The sequence below is a fragment of the Chlamydia pneumoniae TW-183 genome, assembly GCF_000007205.1.
GTDB lineage: Bacteria > Chlamydiota > Chlamydiia > Chlamydiales > Chlamydiaceae > Chlamydia > Chlamydia pneumoniae.
Map to the genome: position 1 here is coordinate 521,731 of NC_005043.1, position 18,329 is coordinate 540,059.

The following is an 18,329-nucleotide window of genomic DNA, read 5'->3' on the forward strand; positions in this document are numbered from 1 at the left end:
TTTCTAACTGCCTTCATTTTGCGAGGAATCAGGGTTACTATCTGGATTAGGAACGGGACGCGTAGGATCATTGCCTGAATCTGCAGGGACTTCGGCTGGGAGGACTTGCACCATGCGATCTAGCTCTTCGAAGCTGATAACGACCTCATGTTCTTCGGTAGTTCTTTTCCCCATATTCTCATTACGCTCCTGACTCCCTAAATAGGAAAATATCGCAGTTAAGAACTCCTCGCCTAGTGCCTTTCTTTCCATAGTAAGAAGACCTTTCGAACGGAATCTCCAGATCGCCTGTTTTACCACAGCATCTAGAGAAAATACAAAATTCTGTTGTGTAGTGAGCATGCTGCTCAATTGATCCTGAGAATAAATTACTGGTTCTCTGGCTTCTTCTCCTGCTTCATCTTCGACACGTGCCTCCCATTGTCTATATTCAATAGCCTGAGGACTCTGCATCTCAGAAAACTGAATGCAGGAACATCCAGAGGCACAAATATCTGCTACGCTGGGGAGATCCTTAGCAACCATACCTTCTGCAGCTAGCTGCAAACAACGGAAATCTGCTGCACTAATGGGATCCTCAAATAAGATCAATGTGAAAGACTTCCCTTCAGAACGATCTCCAAAGAACTGACGTTCTTTTACAATCATTTTCCGTGATTTATAGGAGAAAATGTTCAAATAGCTATATCCAGACATTTGTAATCTTCTGGTCAGAATGTTCATTGAGTCAGGATCAAGATCTTCTGGACGAGGAGTTCCGTGGGCAAGGGTAACTATGTTTCTCCCTTCTTGCTGACCCGCAACAAGGCGGAAAAATAACGAGTCCAATTCTAATGGCAATCTAGCGATATTGAATGCTACAGGACGAAGATCCTCGCTACTAAGATTGCCAGGATCTAGGAAAGGCGAAAGGACTAAAGTTCGTAGATCCTCATTTTCTATATCCGCAAGGTAGGAATGACAATAATGCCCTTGGGATAGAGGAGCATAGATTCTATCTGGGTCCATCAGGAGTCCTGCATCCTCTGGTTTTAATCCCAAACCAAGCATATACTCATGGTGATACGATCGACTCAGTTGTCCGTACAAGGAATCCTTATCCCCCTCACTTTCAGGGAGTCTTGGTGGCGATGTTGGGTCTGTAGATTGTCTTGTATGTGAGTATGAAGTAAAGTTTGGTGGGTAATAAAAATCCTTTGTGTCTTCAGTAACATGAATCCAAGGAATTGGATCTGCACTCTTCCCTAGACACTGCTGAATATACTGCCCGTCTATATTATGCTGTTGCTCTCGTGAATAATAGCCAATCCAAAGTTCGGGATTTTCAGGAGAGCCAGCGTCGTCTTCTTTACTGTCTTTGCACTGGATTCTAGAGTCGAGACCTGAGTTATGTAGGTACTGCTTCTTCTCTGCAGTAGTTGTATCGCACATCTGAGATTCGCGATTCAAGCCTGTCAAATACAGACAAACTAACGCTTCAGGATGCAGTCTCTGCGTTTCATTCGCGAGACTCACAAATTGCGAGAAATCTTGAGGAGTTTTAAGTTTCGAACCCACAATAGAAATCGTACGTATTTCGGGTCGGGGGGCCTGTAAGTACGCACGAGTCACGCGCGTGCGAATCGGAGAAAATACAGTATCTAAAGTTCCCTCTCTTTCTCCCGGCTTAAGTTTTAAAGTTTCCTCGGATTTTAAACGACCAAAAGGACAGACAGGAAACTTCCCATGCACCTTATCTTGATTCTCAGGAGTTATGGTCCCCCTTTCTCTTTGCAATATCTCCGCCACTCGAGATATATGATCTCGACCTAACGCCTTCTCAGTCTTTACAATCTGAACGACATCTGAGGTAAAGGAGGACCTAGTAATAATCCCGGCAACACAGGAAGAAACTAACCACTCCATCCCCATGACAATATGTCCTACAATAGGGATGGCCTTGATGACCCCTAAAGCAAAATTCGTAACCCTAGAACAAAAGGGACGAGAGAAATCAAACGCCTTAACAAAATGCTGTCGAACGGTAGAAATCCAAGAAGAAATATAGGGAATTGGCATAACAACAAAAAAAATAAAATTAGAAACAAACAATTTTAAATAACAACATAGAAAATATCAATTAAATTGAATAAACAGCTTTTAAATATTTTTAGTATTATTTTCTTTAATAAACTAATAACCAACTACTTTTGAAGTCCTAGCTTGGATTTAATATCCTCATCTAGGGGTAAAATAAGAAACAGCCCTTAGATTCGAGCAGAAATTTCAGTCAGATTCTATTCAGGAAAACCTAAGATTGTTTCAGAGTCAGGAGAATTCGAGATTCTGAGGGAATTTAGTTTTCAGGGAGCCCTTTGCAAGGAACTTTTAAGGTATCAGACAAACGTTACTCATCTTCGTGCATGTCAGTCGGAGATGCTGTTGCCCCTGTAGCGGTCGAAGTTGCTGTTGCATCTTCGTCATCATCAGAAGAGCATCTTTCTTGTAGAGCCTGCTCTAAAGGGGTAAAGTCGACAGAAAACTTAAAGCTTTTCTTGGTTCTCTGAGATCCCAAAATCCCGACCATACTCTGAATATATTCCTCTAAGCTGACTTTGATTTCTCTTCCTAAAGCCTGACTTTCAACATAAAATAAATTGAGTTTCTCTTGTGATCTCCAACCGGCCTGTTTAATTACAGCGTCTAAAGTAAATAAGAAGTTCTTCTGTGCCACGATTTTATCACACATATAGGCTCTGAAATATTCTCTGAAAGAAACACTACCTTCTTCTCTCAACTTGTTTGTAGAAGTTCTCCAATTCCTGAGCCCAGGATGCATTTGGATTTTCGTAGACTAAGACTTTACATCCCGAAGCACATGCATCCGCGGCATCAAGAGAACTGGAGACTAAAATCCTATCCGAGGCTAATTGTAAACTACGGATATCTTCGCTACCTAAAGGAAGATCTGTAATCATGACAGTAAAGGACCGTCCTTGGAGATCTCGCCTTAGAATCTGACGTTCCTGAACCTTGGAGACTCCTTCGGGGCTCACCGAGAGAATGTTTAGATACGAATACCCTGATTCTCTTAAGTCTTCTTCTAATAGAGACAATGCCTCTGGGGACAATCCTTCTTCCAGAAGTTTTGCATCATTACAAACAACAGCTACGTGCTTTTCTTTCTCGTCGTGCAGAACACGAGATAGAAACTCTGACCATCTCTGTCCAAACGAAGAGTTGCCAAAGTTTATAGAGACAGAACGGAATGTTTCGCTAGTGAGATTTTTAGGGTCTAGAAACGTTGACAGAAGGGAACGACGTAGCTCTTTGTTTTGCAAATCTAAAAGATAGGAAGGACACGAGTACGGTGAAGATAAAGGCGCGCAAACCCTATAGGGATCCAGAAGCCACCCTGACAGGGAATTCTGAATTCCTAGATTCAGCTTATAATGATCCTTAACAGACATAAACAGAGAACAATACGTGGAGAAGGATTCCAGCTTATTCCATCTTTTCTTTTTACCTATTTCTGGGGAATGATCGCACGGAGAGAGCTTCTCTTGTTCTTGGTATTGCACGGAAATGGAAGGGGTCTCTTCTAGAGCAAAGTTTAGAAGATGTTGTATCACCTAGGGATCTTGGACTTCCTGATCTTTCCCGTAACAGGTAATCATAAAATCGACAGTAGCGACTTCTGGCACCGAAGGAAGACCTGCACTCGTAAGGGATATACTCTCTATTTTAGGGTCTAAACCTAGAGCTCGGAGTTGCCCTTTTTCCTCTTCAGAAATTTCACAGTCCCAGACATCTGCCAAGTTCTTCGCTAAATAGAGCTTCACTTTAGTATGGGGATAGTGATTCTGCACGCCATTAGCAAGACGCACGAAATTTATGAGGTCCGCAGAATCTCGGAGACCAAAACCCACAAGAGCAAGATCTTGAATCATAGGTTTCTCTACGGACCTATAGGCATAGGTTAACCTACTACGAACGCCTTGCAGTGCCTCATCTACAGTAGAGAGTTCTTCATCAGGGAGAAGTTGGACAATTTCTGTGGGTGTGATATCTACGAAGGGATCTTCTGGGGTTCTCCCGTGTACTTTGCCTAGATCTTCTTGGGAAATGGGGACTCTCAAGCTACTTAAATAGGCTTCTAGGGGAGCTAAACAATTATGACCCCGTGTTTGTTCTACTTTAATAGCACTAGAGACATCAGAAGTAAACATTCCATGACGAACGGTGTGTCTGGGAATCCAGGAAATCAACCACTCGATTCCCATGACAATGTGTCCTAATACGGGAATTGCCTTAATGATCCCCAAAGCAAAATTTGTAATCCGAGAACAAACGGGATGGGTGAAATCAAAGGCGTTTACAAAATGCTGTCGAACGACAGTAAACCAAGAAGAAATACTTGGACAAGCCACAATAGAAATTTATGTATAAAAATTTTAACAAAGTTATTTTAATCAAATAAGACATTAAAACAAATAAGTATCTAATTATGATAATAATATTTTTAAAAACGTTTTTATTTGAAAAATAAAAAGTCAGTGTAAAGAGTTCAAGCTTTCATAAAATTTTTCTATACAAAAGAATCGTGGGATACCTAAGAGAAAAAACCTCGATACCCTCTATAGACAACTAGACAATAAGAACCCTCGATACCTTCAAAAAACCCAGAATGACCTAAGAAAAAAGAAGAATCTTCAAAAAAGAGCTCTGCTGGACTAATAAAAAGGTTCATCAAAACAAACACCTTAGAAAGGTGTGTCTAATTAGTTCCCATCAATCTGCGATTTCGTTCACAAGATTGCGATCTTTAGTCATCTGTATTGTTCTCCTCAGAAGGTGCATCTTGAGCTGAGTCACAAGCTGCACACACAGCCTCGTCTAACGTAGCAAAACTCACATTGACATTACATGCGACTTGAGGCTGTATAGTCCCCTCAACTAAGAGACTGCTGCCGATATAACCTTCTAAAGCACGTCGCATGTCATCTCCTAAAGCCTGACTTTCTACAGCAAAAAGATCCCGTTTTTTAAACTTCCACATGGCCTGTTGGATTACCGCATTGAGATTGAATACGATGTCCTTTTCTAAAACTACTCTCGTAGATGCTGAGACCCCTAAAGGCTCTCCTGGAATCCCCTGACGTTGAAGATCGCCTGCCCTGTCGATGTTTCTATAGAACGACGCATACTGTTGCGCCCACTCTTGCTCGGGATCCTCATATTCTAAGATCTTACATTCAGAAGCACAGGCATCAGCAGCATCGAGAGCACTAGAAACTAAGATCCTATCTGACGCTAGCTGCAAGTTGCGGATATCCGAACTCCCTTCAGGAAGATCAGTGAGGATTACAGTGAATGACCTCCCCGAAGGATCAGAACTTAAAATTCTACGTTCCTTAACACACGTGCGTTCCTGACTCACTGAAACGATATTCAAATAAGAATAACCTGACTCTTCCAGTTCGTTCTCTAATAGAGATAAAGAATGTGAGGGAAAACTCTTTTTTATAAGTTGTGGATTATTGCAGACTACAGCCACATGCTTTTCTGTTTCATCATGTAGAACACGAGATAGAAACTCAGACCACCTCTGACCCAAAGGAGAGTTTCCAAAGTTTATGGACATAGGACGCGGATTTCCCTGACCAGAATTGTTGGGATCTATAAAAGCGGATAACAAGAAACAACGAAGCTCTTCACTTTTTAAATCTAAGAGGTATGAGGGGCAGGAATACTCTCCAGATAAAGGAGCCGAAACCCTAAGAGGATCTAAAAATACTCCAGAGGCAAAATCTTCCATTCCCAAGTGAACAGCATATCTATCACATCTAGGGTTAGACAGGGTGGTATACGTTTGAAGATGCTCCTGCTCACTCCAAGGGATCCTCTGATCGGGTGCCGTTCCTCCTTGAGAACCAGGAAAGAAATAGTAGCTATAAAAAGGATCGTCAGGTCTATAGGTTACAGAAATCGCAGGGATATGTTCGGAAGAAAGATTGAGTAGACTCTTTATAGAGTCCACGTCTCTGACGGACTGTTGTTTCCCGTAATAATTAATGAGAAGATCACAGGAAGGCAAGTTCTCGGATTGAAGATATTTCTGGAGCAGGAGAGCGGGGGCCGACACACATTTGATTTTAGCATCCAAACCTAGAGAGCGGAGTTGCTGTTCTTTTTCTTGAGAAATCGTACCGTCACACTGATTCCATATCTTTTGGATAGAGATTAAATAAAGTTTTATTTGAGTTTGGGGGTACTGAGTTTGTATGCCGTTAGCCAGACGAACGAAATTCACCTGATCTTCGGGATCTAAAATGTCAAAACCGACGAGCGTAAGACAAGGGACTTCCAGAGGAGTGACTCGTTGATACGCCTTGGTTACTCGGTTGCGGATTCCATAAAACGCGCGACCTAGCTCTCCCAGATATTGATGAGGAACCATATTCAGATTTTCTTGGGGAGTCCTGTCGCAAACATAATCTCTGGAGACCTTCCCATGGATTTTTCCTAAATCTCCTTCAGGAAGTCGAACCCTAAGCTGTCTCAAGTACTGTTCCACCCAAGCAAGGGGATTATAACCTCGAGTTTTTTCTATTTTCACGATACTAGCAACGTCAGAAGTAAATGCCGGTTTCCCAAACCTTCGTGCAGAACATGTGGAAACTAGCCAACTTACCCCTATAACAACGCATCCTAAAATGGGAATAGCCTTGATGACCCCCAAAGCAAAATTTGTAATCCGAGAACCAAGAGGACGTGTAAAATCAAAAGCCCTAATAAAATGCTGCTTAACTGTAGATATCCAAATAGAAATATAGCATGCCATAGGATCAAACCAACATTGAAAATGAAAGCGTACGCAGGCTATATAAAGATTTAAAAAAAGATAGAAAATTAACTATCTTTTAATAAGAACAACACGATAGTTTTTATATAAAAAATTGAATTCTATCGCAACTAATTAAGAGTCTTCAAGATCCGAAGGATGATCATCTGAAGGATCCTCAGAGGTAGAGGGAACATCTTCATCAGAACCTGGGAAGAGCGCCTCTTTAAGAGGAGAACAGTCTGCGATAATCTCTTTTTGTATGAACGGGCCTTTCGATGTTTTTTCGTGAGAGTTTGTGACATATTCAAGGTACGATACGATAGATGGCAAGCACTGTGTTTTCAAGTCTAGGGCTTCACACTCTTTATCTATCAAGCTGGGATGTTTATGAGTCCATACCGCTTGCTTTATAGCGGCGTCTAACATTGGAATGAAGTGTCTCGTGACAGTCACTCGATCACAGAATGCTAAGAATCCTTCCCAGAAGGTTTTTGAAGGGAGCGGGAGTTCTCCAGACTCTAGGATCCCTTGATTCGCCTGCGTAATCAGTTTAAATTCTCTTGAGTTAAATCCTGCTGATACGTCTACAGCATCTGCGAAATCGGCGTGGCGACTGAAAGTTCCAGGTCTCCAATTTGTATGATCGATTTTCAAGAGCTTGCATCTTGCAGCATAGGCATCTACAAGATCAAACTCTCTAGAGACCATGATCCTTTCAGAAGCAAGTTGTAAACTACGCATGTCTGTATCCCCTAGATATAAAGCGCAAATCACTGTAAAATAACGCCCTGAAGTTCCCTCTAATTCCTTACGGAATAAAAGCTGAGGACTACTATCTCCGTGACAAGAAAATATATTGAGGTAGGAGTAGTCCTTAGAGTTCAATTCCTCTACTAATTTGCAGACTTGGGTTGCGGGTAAGGAGAGAACTCCTTTAAAAACCACGACGACGTTTTTTCCCGTTTCATCACGTAAGACCATCGAGAGGAAATCTTTCTGTTGTAGAGGAGAAAAAGAATCTCCAACGTTTATAGAGACCTTGAGGAGTTCTCCTGCTGAGATATTCTGAGGATCTAAAAACATCGATAATATTAAATCCTTTAAATGTTGATCCACTAGATCTACAAGATACGAGTGGCAATAGTGATCCTCAGATAGAGGGGCGCAGAGCATTTTTGCATCGAAAAGGAATCCGAGTTCCTCTTCGAGACTGAACCATAGACACGGTTGGTAATGCTCATTCCCACGAGATAGAAATGTGTATAGCTCTTTAGCATCCTGCCCGACTCCTTGTTTCATCATAGAGTCTACGAAAGCATTCGAGGTCTCATCAATAGGAATTCCGACTGTGGATATATTGACTCTGGGAGTTCTACAGTTTGGAGTTCCCAGGAGCTGCTCCATTTTTTCGTAGGGAGAGGACAGCTACGATCTGTGTGCACGTAGATGGAGAGATCGAAGGGCTCACTCTCTGGAACAGCATCCTCGCTGAAAAACCCACAACGGATGTGCAGATTTTCTACATGTAATTTTGAGAGTACAGCACTTTGATTTACATTCTTGCCCATAAAGAATCTTAAATACATTTGCGATTCAGAATAGATACAACTCATATAAGAGATTAGCCGCTCTAGGATCTTGGAACTTTCTGAATCGAGAACTCCTATATAGACGATGGCAATTCTATGTAGGTCGGGTTGCCTAGCACGACTGTATTCTGTAGTCACACGGTTGCGTAGTGGAGCAAATATACGAAATAAATTTAGAGCTGTCCCCTCAGAGAACAACTGTAGGAACTTGAGACTTTGGATATCAAAAAAAAGGAGCTGAAGGCAGATCTCCGTGAACCTTCCCCTCGTCTCTAGGCTCTAATGAGAGCCTTTGTCTCTTTAGAATATCTTCAACTCGACTTCTATGGTCGTGACCCACGACGTGTTCTACTCGCACGATCTGATCCACATCGGAAGGAAATTCTGGCTTTTTTATCCTAGAGAGGAGCCAGTCCAGCCCTACATACAACTGCCCAATAATAGGAAGCAATGCAATCACTCCCAAAGCAAAATTAGAAATTCGTGAACACAGGGAGCGAGTAAAATCAAATGCTGCTTGAAAGTGCTGTTGCACCTTCAGATACCAAAGAGAAAAGTAATAACTCATTAAAAATGAGTCTTTTAAAAAATACTTTACTTTAAAAAACAGAAAAAATCTATTATTTTCTAATAATCAAAATCAGCAAAAATCTATAGGAATAGAGATAAGTGGCTCTTATGAGTACAAGTCTCCCCGATGGTCCTTTGTTTTTATCTCTAACAGACCCTCGGTGTTTCGGAAGAGTTCCTAGGGCATCCCCTAGGGATATAAGGAGGCTCTCCGATCCCAAACATCACAAGCTCCCTAAAGGCAAACGACCCTGAGAACCAAAAACTGCTCTAAGCAAAGTATGCAAAGAGCTTGATCCTCTGACTACTTGCTGCCATTTTCCAAAGTATGATGTACGTTTACTAAAACTCTTGGACTCGCATTTTATTGTGAAAAAAGGAAATTAAAATCGTCTTGTCTTAAATAAGATAACTTTAAACTACTCATAATTAGACACTATAAAACAAATTATAGACAAAAAATCTAGCATTGATTTATTCAGAATATTTCTTTCTATTTGTGAACGAGTATGCGCTTTTTTTGCTTCGGAATGTTGCTTCCTTTTACTTTTGTATTGGCTAATGAAGGTCTCCAACTTCCTTTGGAGACCTATATTACATTAAGTCCTGAATATCAAGCAGCCCCTCAAGTAGGGTTTACTCATAACCAAAATCAAGATCTCGCAATTGTCGGGAATCACAATGATTTCATCTTGGACTATAAGTACTATCGGTCGAATGGAGGTGCTCTTACCTGTAAGAATCTTCTGATCTCTGAAAATATAGGGAATGTCTTCTTTGAGAAGAATGTCTGTCCCAATTCTGGCGGGGCAATTTATGCTGCTCAAAATTGCACGATCTCCAAGAATCAGAACTATGCATTTACTACAAACTTGGTCTCTGACAATCCTACAGCCACTGCGGGATCACTATTGGGTGGAGCTCTCTTTGCCATAAATTGCTCTATTACTAATAACCTAGGACAGGGAACTTTCGTTGACAATCTCGCTTTAAATAAGGGGGGTGCCCTCTATACTGAGACGAACTTATCTATTAAAGACAATAAAGGCCCGATCATAATCAAGCAGAATCGGGCACTAAATTCGGACAGTTTAGGAGGAGGGATTTATAGTGGGAACTCTCTAAATATAGAGGGAAATTCTGGAGCTATACAGATCACAAGCAACTCTTCAGGATCTGGGGGAGGCATATTTTCTACCCAAACACTCACGATCTCCTCGAATAAAAAACTCATAGAAATCAGTGAAAATTCCGCGTTCGCAAATAACTATGGATCGAACTTCAATCCAGGAGGAGGAGGTCTTACTACCACCTTTTGCACGATATTGAACAACCGAGAAGGGGTACTCTTTAACAATAACCAAAGCCAGAGCAACGGTGGAGCCATTCATGCGAAATCTATCATTATCAAAGAAAATGGTCCTGTATACTTTTTAAATAACACTGCAACTCGGGGAGGGGCTCTCCTCAACTTATCAGCAGGTGCTGGAAACGGAAGCTTCATCTTATCTGCAGATAATGGAGATATTATCTTTAACAATAATACGGCCTCCAAGCATGCCCTCAATCCTCCATACAGAAACGCCATTCACTCGACTCCTAATATGAATCTGCAAATAGGAGCCCGTCCCGGCTATCGAGTGCTGTTCTATGATCCCATAGAACATGAGCTCCCTTCCTCCTTCCCCATACTCTTTAATTTCGAAACCGGTCATACAGGTACAGTTTTATTTTCAGGGGAACATGTACACCAGAACTTTACCGATGAAATGAATTTCTTTTCCTATTTAAGGAACACTTCGGAACTACGTCAAGGAGTCCTTGCTGTTGAAGATGGTGCGGGGCTGGCCTGCTATAAGTTCTTCCAACGAGGAGGCACTCTACTTCTAGGTCAAGGTGCGGTGATCACGACAGCAGGAACGATTCCCACACCATCCTCAACACCAACGACAGTAGGAAGTACTATAACTTTAAATCACATTGCCATTGACCTTCCTTCTATTCTTTCTTTTCAAGCTCAGGCTCCAAAAATTTGGATTTACCCCACAAAAACAGGATCTACCTATACTGAAGATTCCAACCCGACAATCACAATCTCAGGAACTCTCACCTTACGCAACAGCAACAACGAAGATCCCTACGATAGTCTGGATCTCTCGCACTCTCTTGAGAAAGTTCCCCTTCTTTATATTGTCGATGTCGCTGCACAAAAAATTAACTCTTCGCAACTGGATCTATCCACATTAAATTCTGGCGAACACTATGGGTATCAAGGCATCTGGTCGACCTATTGGGTAGAAACTACAACAATCACGAACCCTACATCTCTACTAGGCGCGAATACAAAACACAAGCTGCTCTATGCAAACTGGTCTCCTCTAGGCTACCGTCCTCATCCCGAACGTCGAGGAGAATTCATTACGAATGCCTTGTGGCAATCGGCATATACGGCTCTTGCAGGACTCCACTCCCTCTCCTCCTGGGATGAAGAGAAGGGTCATGCAGCTTCCCTACAAGGCATTGGTCTTCTGGTTCATCAAAAAGACAAAAACGGTTTTAAGGGATTTCGTAGTCATATGACAGGTTATAGTGCTACCACCGAAGCAACCTCTTCTCAAAGTCCGAATTTCTCTTTAGGATTTGCTCAGTTCTTCTCCAAAGCTAAAGAACATGAATCTCAAAATAGCACGTCCTCTCACCACTATTTCTCTGGAATGTGCATAGAAAATACTCTCTTCAAAGAGTGGATACGTCTATCTGTGTCTCTTGCTTATATGTTTACCTCGGAACATACCCATACAATGTATCAGGGTCTCCTGGAAGGGAACTCTCAGGGATCTTTCCACAACCATACCTTAGCAGGGGCTCTCTCCTGTGTTTTCTTACCTCAACCTCACGGCGAGTCCCTGCAGATCTATCCCTTTATTACTGCCTTAGCCATCCGAGGAAATCTTGCTGCGTTTCAAGAATCTGGAGACCATGCTCGGGAATTTTCCCTACACCGCCCCCTAACGGACGTCTCCCTCCCTGTAGGAATCCGCGCTTCTTGGAAGAACCACCACCGAGTTCCCCTAGTCTGGCTCACAGAAATTTCCTATCGCTCTACTCTCTATAGGCAAGATCCTGAACTCCACTCGAAATTACTGATTAGCCAAGGTACGTGGACGACGCAGGCCACTCCTGTGACCTACAATGCTTTAGGGATCAAAGTGAAAAATACCATGCAGGTGTTTCCTAAAGTCACTCTCTCCTTAGATTACTCTGCGGATATTTCTTCCTCCACGCTGAGTCACTACTTAAACGTGGCGAGTAGAATGAGATTTTAACAATAAGTGACCAAAACAGAAAGATTAAGGAACCTCTAGTGTCAAAGACTCCTCCTAAGTTTTTATTCTATCTCGGGAATTTCACAGCCTGCATGTTCGGGATGACTCCTGCAGTGTATAGTTTACAAACGGACTCCCTTGAAAAGTTTGCTTTAGAGAGGGATGAAGAGTTTCGTACGAGCTTTCCTCTCTTAGACTCTCTCTCCACTCTTACAGGATTTTCTCCAATAACTACGTTTGTTGGAAATAGACATAATTCCTCTCAAGACATTGTACTTTCTAACTACAAGTCTATTGATAACATCCTTCTTCTTTGGACATCGGCTGGGGGAGCTGTGTCCTGTAATAATTTCTTATTATCAAATGTTGAAGACCATGCCTTCTTCAGTAAAAATCTCGCGATTGGGACTGGAGGCGCGATTGCTTGCCAGGGAGCCTGCACAATCACGAAGAATAGAGGACCCCTTATTTTTTTCAGCAATCGAGGTCTTAACAATGCGAGTACAGGAGGAGAAACTCGTGGGGGTGCGATTGCCTGTAATGGAGACTTCACGATTTCTCAAAATCAAGGGACTTTCTACTTTGTCAACAATTCCGTCAACAACTGGGGAGGAGCCCTCTCCACCAATGGACACTGCCGCATCCAAAGCAACAGGGCACCTCTACTCTTTTTTAACAATACAGCCCCTAGTGGAGGGGGTGCGCTTCGTAGTGAAAATACAACGATCTCTGATAACACGCGTCCTATTTATTTTAAGAACAACTGTGGGAACAATGGCGGGGCCATTCAAACAAGCGTTACTGTTGCGATAAAAAATAACTCCGGGTCGGTGATTTTCAATAACAACACAGCGTTATCTGGTTCGATAAATTCAGGAAATGGTTCAGGAGGGGCGATTTATACAACAAACCTATCCATAGACGATAACCCTGGAACTATTCTTTTCAATAATAACTACTGCATTCGCGATGGCGGAGCTATCTGTACACAATTTTTGACAATCAAAAATAGTGGCCACGTATATTTCACCAACAATCAAGGAAACTGGGGAGGTGCTCTTATGCTCCTACAGGACAGCACCTGCCTACTCTTCGCGGAACAAGGAAATATCGCATTTCAAAATAATGAGGTTTTCCTCACCACATTTGGTAGATACAACGCCATACATTGTACACCAAATAGCAACTTACAACTTGGAGCTAATAAGGGGTATACGACTGCTTTTTTTGATCCTATAGAACACCAACATCCAACTACAAATCCTCTAATCTTTAATCCCAATGCGAACCATCAGGGAACGATCTTATTTTCTTCAGCCTATATCCCAGAAGCTTCTGACTACGAAAATAATTTCATTAGCAGCTCGAAAAATACCTCTGAACTTCGCAATGGTGTCCTCTCTATCGAGGATCGTGCGGGATGGCAATTCTATAAGTTCACTCAAAAAGGAGGTATCCTTAAATTAGGGCATGCGGCGAGTATTGCAACAACTGCCAACTCTGAGACTCCATCAACTAGTGTAGGCTCCCAGGTCATCATTAATAACCTTGCGATTAACCTCCCCTCGATCTTAGCAAAAGGAAAAGCTCCTACCTTGTGGATCCGTCCTCTACAATCTAGTGCTCCTTTCACAGAGGACAATAACCCTACAATTACTTTATCAGGTCCTCTGACACTCTTAAATGAGGAAAACCGCGATCCCTACGACAGTATAGATCTCTCTGAGCCTTTACAAAACATTCATCTTCTTTCTTTATCGGATGTAACAGCACGTCATATCAATACCGATAACTTTCATCCTGAAAGCTTAAATGCGACTGAGCATTACGGTTATCAAGGCATCTGGTCTCCTTATTGGGTAGAGACGATAACAACAACAAATAACGCTTCTATAGAGACGGCAAACACCCTCTACAGAGCTCTGTATGCCAATTGGACTCCCTTAGGATATAAGGTCAATCCTGAATACCAAGGAGATCTTGCTACGACTCCCCTATGGCAATCCTTTCATACTATGTTCTCTCTATTAAGAAGTTATAATCGAACTGGTGATTCTGATATCGAGAGGCCTTTCTTAGAAATTCAAGGGATTGCCGACGGCCTCTTTGTTCATCAAAATAGCATCCCCGGGGCTCCAGGATTCCGTATCCAATCTACAGGGTATTCCTTACAAGCATCCTCCGAAACTTCTTTACATCAGAAAATCTCCTTAGGTTTTGCACAGTTCTTCACCCGCACTAAAGAAATCGGATCAAGCAACAACGTCTCGGCTCACAATACAGTCTCTTCACTTTATGTTGAGCTTCCGTGGTTCCAAGAGGCCTTTGCAACATCCACAGTGTTAGCGTATGGCTATGGGGACCATCACCTCCACAGCCTACATCCCTCACATCAAGAACAGGCAGAAGGGACGTGTTATAGCCATACATTAGCAGCAGCTATCGGCTGTTCTTTCCCTTGGCAACAGAAATCCTATCTTCACCTCAGCCCGTTCGTTCAGGCAATTGCAATACGTTCTCACCAAACAGCGTTCGAAGAGATTGGTGACAATCCCCGAAAGTTTGTCTCTCAAAAGCCTTTCTATAATCTGACCTTACCTCTAGGAATCCAAGGAAAATGGCAGTCAAAATTCCACGTACCTACAGAATGGACTCTAGAACTTTCTTACCAACCGGTACTCTATCAACAAAATCCCCAAATCGGTGTCACGCTACTTGCGAGCGGAGGTTCCTGGGATATCCTAGGCCATAACTATGTTCGCAATGCTTTAGGGTACAAAGTCCACAATCAAACTGCGCTCTTCCGTTCTCTCGATCTATTCTTGGATTACCAAGGATCGGTCTCCTCCTCGACATCTACGCACCATCTCCAAGCAGGAAGTACCTTAAAATTCTAAAATAAAAGAACGATAAAATTGAAATCTTTAGAATTAACAACTATCCGATGAGCTACGTTAGCCCAATCGGTAGAGGACTCCCTCAAAATTTAAATATAGAAAATCATTCAAATATATGAGTTTACTAACTCTGTAATATTCAACATGTTAATAAGCATATTTAAATATAAATTTATAAACTTCTAGACAACAAATTGATGATTTTTTATGACAAACTCTATTTTCATATCAAAGTTTGGATGTTTATGCGACCCATTTGTCTCAGCATTTTATCCACTGCGCTATGTTGTTCCTTATCAGGAAATGAAGTCCCTAACCTCGCCTCTTGTCAGATGTCTAGAAAAGACATCTCTGCTTTCCACACGTCTCCAAGCTTCCGTCTGAATGTAACTCCAGAGCCCTTGGTTTCCTCCTTTCGTCCCTCTAATCTTCTTAATGGATTCGGTCACGATATAACCCAGGACATCACAATTACAGGAAACTCTATCAATTCTGTTATAGATTATAACTACCACTACGAGGATGGAGGCATTCTTGCATGTAAAAATTTGTTCATTTCTGAAAATAAAGGAAACTTAAGTTTTGAAAGGAATAGCTCCCACAGTTCTGGAGGGGCTCTCTACAGTGTTCGGGAATGCTGGATTTCTAAGAATCAGAACTACTCGTTTATTTCAAATGCGGCTTCCTTAGCTACTACTACAACTTCAGGATTTGGTGGGGCTATACATGCACTAGATAGCTATATTACAAATAACTTAGGAGAAGGACAATTCTTAGATAATGTCTCTAAAAATAGAGGAGGAGCTATCTATGTTGGGGTGAGTTTATCAATCACAGACAACTTAGGTCCTATCGTTATCAAGAAAAATCAAACATTAGAAGATTCCAGCTTTGGAGGAGGCATCTTCTGCAGAGCCGTAAATATAGAAAGGAATTATCAAAACATCCAAATCAATGATAATGCTTCAGGACAAGGGGTGGTATATTTTCTGCCCTAGGAGTCATTATCTCTTCAAATAAAGAAATTATAGAGATCAGCAATCACTCCGCATCCTCAATTAACACAGCATCAGGAAAACTATATCCCGGTGGTGGCGGTATCATGTGTACCTCCTTAGTCATTGAGAACAATCCCAAAGGTCTTATCTTTAACAATAAAACGGCAGCACTTAGCGGCGGAGCTATACACACGAGATCTTTCATCTTCCAAAATAACGGTCCGACAGCATTTATTAATAACTCTGCGACTTCAGGAGGGGCTCTCATCAATCTTTCTGGTATAGGAAGTACTCCTCAAAATTTCTTCCTCTCTGCAGACTACGGCGATATTCTATTTAACAATAATACAATCACATCTTCTTCTCCTCAACCCGGATATAGAAATGCACTCTATGCTGCTCCGGGGATTAACTTAAAACTAGGAGCAAGACAGGGTTATAAAATTCTCTTTTATGATCCTATAGATCACGATCAGACGACAACAGATCCTATAGTATTTAATTATGAACCCCATCACCTTGGCACCGTGTTGTTTTCCGGAATCAATGTAGATTCTAACGCAACAAATCCATTGAACTTCCTATCAAAATTTTCTAACTCTTCACGACTTGAAAGGGGTGTGCTCGCTATTGAAGATCGGGCTGCTATTTCTTGCAAAACCCTATCGCAAACTGGGGGCATTCTACGTTTAGGAAACGCAGCATTAATCAGGACGAAAGGCCCGGGAAGCTCCATAAATTTTAATGCAATCGCGATCAATCTTCCTTCTATTTTACAATCAGAAGCCTCAGCTCCAAAGTTCTGGATTTATCCTACATTAACAGGATCCACCTATTCTGAAGACACTTCTTCTACTATCACTCTCTCAGGACCCTTGACTTTTCTAAACGATGAAAATGAAAACCCCTATGATAGCTTAGATCTCTCTGAACCTCGAAAGGATATCCCCCCTCCTCTACCTCCTCGATGTGACTGCAAAAAAAATCGATACTTCGAATCTCATTGTAGAAGCCATGAACTTAGATGAGCACTATGGATATCAGGGAATCTGGTCTCCCTATTGGATGGAAACTACGACTACAACAAGCTCTACAGTACCGGAACAGACCAATACAAACCACAGGCAGCTCTACGTAGACTGGACTCCTGTAGGATACCGCCCTAACCCGGAACGTCACGGAGAATTTATTGCTAATACCTTATGGCAGTCTGCCTATAACGCTCTGTTAGGAATCCGCATCTTACCTCCACAAAACCTCAAAGAGCATGACCTTGAAGCCTCTCTGCAAGGACTCGGGCTTCTAATTAACCAACATAATCGCGAGGGACGCAAAGGCTTCCGAAACCATACTACGGGCTATGCAGCAACAACCTCAGCAAAAACTGCAGCACGACATAGTTTCTCTTTAGGATTCGCACAAATGTTCTCCAAAACTAGAGAACGTCAATCTCCAAGTACGACTTCCTCCCACAACTACTTTGCAGGACTCCGCTTCGACAGTCTCCTCTTCAGGGACTTCATCTCTACAGGGCTATCCCTAGGTTATAGCTACGGAGATCACCATATGCTTTGCCACTATACAGAAATCTTAAAAGGGTCGTCCAAAGCCTTCTTTAATAACCACACTTTGGTAGCCTCTCTAGACTGCACATTCTTACCAGCTAGAATCACCCGCACTCTCGAACTCCAGCCCTTTATCAGTGCCATTGCTCTGCGCTGTTCCCAGGCCTCGTTCCAAGAAACTGGAGACCATATAAGAAAATTCCATCCAAAACATCCCCTTACAGATCTTTCCTCTCCCATAGGCTTCCGTTCTGAATGGAAAACTTCACATCATATCCCCATGCTATGGACTACGGAAATATCCTACGTACCTACCCTATACAGAAAAAATCCAGAAATGTTCACGACACTACTCATCAGCAATGGAACATGGACAACACAAGCAACTCCCGTCTCCTATAATTCCGTAGCTGCAAAAATAAAAAATACTTCCCAACTTTTCTCAAGAGTAACCTTATCCTTAGATTATTCAGCTCAAGTCTCCTCGTCAACTGTAGGTCAATACCTTAAAGCTGAGAGTCATTGCACATTTTAACCACAAAGAAAACATCAAGGAAT

Annotated in this window: 14 protein-coding genes; 6 read left to right on the forward strand and 8 right to left on the reverse strand. The window is 42.0% G+C overall.

The features are described 5' to 3' along the window. Positions 1-3: 3 nt before the first annotated feature. From CPB_RS02325 to CPB_RS02360, 8 genes are all read right to left on the reverse strand, one after another. A complete protein-coding gene (locus CPB_RS02325; protein ID WP_226989995.1) occupies positions 4-2,058 on the reverse strand; it encodes a DUF562 domain-containing protein in 2,055 nt (684 codons plus the stop codon). 328 nt (positions 2,059-2,386) lie between these two features. After that, complete coding sequence (locus CPB_RS02330) at positions 2,387-2,728, reverse strand: hypothetical protein (protein ID WP_226989996.1); 342 nt, start codon at positions 2,726-2,728, stop codon at positions 2,387-2,389. Between the two features lie 31 nt (positions 2,729-2,759). After that, the gene (locus tag CPB_RS02335; RefSeq protein ID WP_010883101.1) at positions 2,760-3,611 is read right to left on the reverse strand and encodes a DUF562 domain-containing protein; all 852 of its coding nucleotides are present in this window, start codon (positions 3,609-3,611) and stop codon (positions 2,760-2,762) included. Continuing rightward, positions 3,612-4,409, reverse strand: a complete 798-nt coding sequence (locus tag CPB_RS02340; RefSeq protein ID WP_010883102.1) for a DUF575 domain-containing protein — start codon at positions 4,407-4,409, stop codon at positions 3,612-3,614. A gap of 395 nt (positions 4,410-4,804) precedes the next feature. After that, positions 4,805-6,823 (reverse strand): DUF562 domain-containing protein, encoded by a 2,019-nt coding sequence (locus tag CPB_RS02345; protein ID WP_010882880.1) that lies wholly within the window; start codon positions 6,821-6,823, stop codon positions 4,805-4,807. A gap of 135 nt (positions 6,824-6,958) precedes the next feature. After that, complete coding sequence (locus CPB_RS02350) at positions 6,959-8,128, reverse strand: DUF562 domain-containing protein (RefSeq protein WP_041466959.1); 1,170 nt, start codon at positions 8,126-8,128, stop codon at positions 6,959-6,961. Positions 8,129-8,133: 5 nt separating this feature from the next. Then, a complete protein-coding gene (locus tag CPB_RS02355; protein WP_233417558.1) occupies positions 8,134-8,553 on the reverse strand; it encodes a hypothetical protein in 420 nt (139 codons plus the stop codon). 85 nt (positions 8,554-8,638) lie between these two features. Next, positions 8,639-8,950: a DUF575 domain-containing protein gene (locus CPB_RS02360; RefSeq protein ID WP_226989998.1), complete on the reverse strand. Its 312-nt coding sequence runs from the start codon at positions 8,948-8,950 to the stop codon at positions 8,639-8,641. Between the two features lie 143 nt (positions 8,951-9,093). On the opposite strand from CPB_RS02360, the gene CPB_RS05670 reads away from it, so the two are divergent. The 6 genes from CPB_RS05670 to CPB_RS02385 all read left to right on the forward strand — a co-directional run bounded on the left by CPB_RS05670 (position 9,094) and on the right by CPB_RS02385 (position 18,306). Beyond that, entirely contained in the window at positions 9,094-9,240 is a 147-nt protein-coding gene (locus CPB_RS05670) for a hypothetical protein (RefSeq protein WP_155395535.1), read from the forward strand. A gap of 254 nt (positions 9,241-9,494) precedes the next feature. Further along, complete coding sequence (locus CPB_RS02365) at positions 9,495-12,311, forward strand: polymorphic outer membrane protein middle domain-containing protein (RefSeq protein WP_041466960.1); 2,817 nt, start codon at positions 9,495-9,497, stop codon at positions 12,309-12,311. A gap of 38 nt (positions 12,312-12,349) precedes the next feature. Further along, positions 12,350-15,208 (forward strand): polymorphic outer membrane protein middle domain-containing protein, encoded by a 2,859-nt coding sequence (locus CPB_RS02370; RefSeq protein ID WP_010892015.1) that lies wholly within the window; start codon positions 12,350-12,352, stop codon positions 15,206-15,208. Between the two features lie 245 nt (positions 15,209-15,453). Beyond that, entirely contained in the window at positions 15,454-16,206 is a 753-nt protein-coding gene (locus tag CPB_RS02375; RefSeq protein ID WP_011126154.1) for a hypothetical protein, read from the forward strand. 104 nt (positions 16,207-16,310) lie between these two features. Next, positions 16,311-17,234 (forward strand): polymorphic outer membrane protein middle domain-containing protein, encoded by a 924-nt coding sequence (locus CPB_RS02380; RefSeq protein WP_011126155.1) that lies wholly within the window; start codon positions 16,311-16,313, stop codon positions 17,232-17,234. Beyond that, positions 17,176-18,306, forward strand: coding sequence for an autotransporter outer membrane beta-barrel domain-containing protein (locus tag CPB_RS02385; protein WP_226989999.1), 1,131 nt, complete (start codon positions 17,176-17,178; stop codon positions 18,304-18,306). Before CPB_RS02380 ends, CPB_RS02385 begins: the two co-directional genes overlap by 59 nt. The last annotated feature ends 23 nt before the right edge of the window (positions 18,307-18,329 follow it).